This is a genomic window from Micromonospora sp. RTBAU3-60 (genome assembly GCF_054963695.1).
On sequence record NZ_JBUEGB010000191.1, the window covers coordinates 1 to 944 of the forward strand.

Annotated in this window: 1 protein-coding gene; it reads left to right on the forward strand. The window is 71.2% G+C overall.

Translation table 11 applies throughout. The features are described from left to right. Positions 1 to 944 (forward strand): IS4 family transposase (locus ACY34I_RS40505; RefSeq protein ID WP_462760847.1); only part of this gene is annotated, 944 nt, incomplete at both ends.

Sequence of the window (944 nt, forward strand, 5' to 3'; positions counted from 1 at the left end):
CGGCAACGACTCGGCCCGGCCCCGTTACGGGCCTTGTTCGACCTGCTGCGCGGCCCAGCGGTCACCGGTGCTGTCGCCGCGGTGTGGTGGCGGGGCCTGCTGCCCGTCGTCGTCGACGGCACCGTGCTCGCTGTCGCGGACTCGCCGGCCAACCTGCGCCGCTATGTCAAACACCGATGCAACAACGGCGGATCCGGCTACCCGACACTGCGGCTGAGCGCCCTGTTGGCCTGCGGCACCCGATCGGTCCTCGACGCCGTGTTCGACCCGAGCACCACCAGCGAGATCGCCCAGGCACGGCAACTCGCCCGCAGCCTACGCGCCGGGATGCTGCTGCTGGCCGACCGCAACTACTGCGCCGCCGACCTGATCACCACGTTCGTCGCGACCGGAGCGGACCTGCTGATCCGCTGCAAGACCGGCCGCAGGCTGCCGTTGATCCGCCGCTACCGCGACGGCTCCTGGCTGTCGATCATCGGCGGCCAGCACGTCCGCGTGATCGAGGCCCGGATCGGCATCACCACCACCGCCGGCACCCACACCGGCGACTACCGACTGATCACCACCCTGCTCGACCCACGCCGTCACCCGGCCGCCGACCTCGTCGGCCTCTACCACCAGCGGTGGGAGATCGAGACCGCCTACCTGGAACTCAAGTCCACCATCCTCGGCGGCCGGGTGCTACGCGCTCGCACCCCCGACGGCATCGATCAGGAGATCCACGCCCTGCTGATCGTCTACCAGGTGCTCCGCACCGCCATGGTCGACGCCACCGACAGCCGCCCCGGCCTCGACCCGGACCGGGCCAGCTTCACCACCGCCCTCCACGCCGCCCGCGACCAGATCACGCAGGCCGCCGGGGTCATCGCGGACACCACCATCGACCTGGTCGGCGTCATCGGCGAACGCGTCCTGGCCAACCTGCTGCCCGACCGCCGCATCCG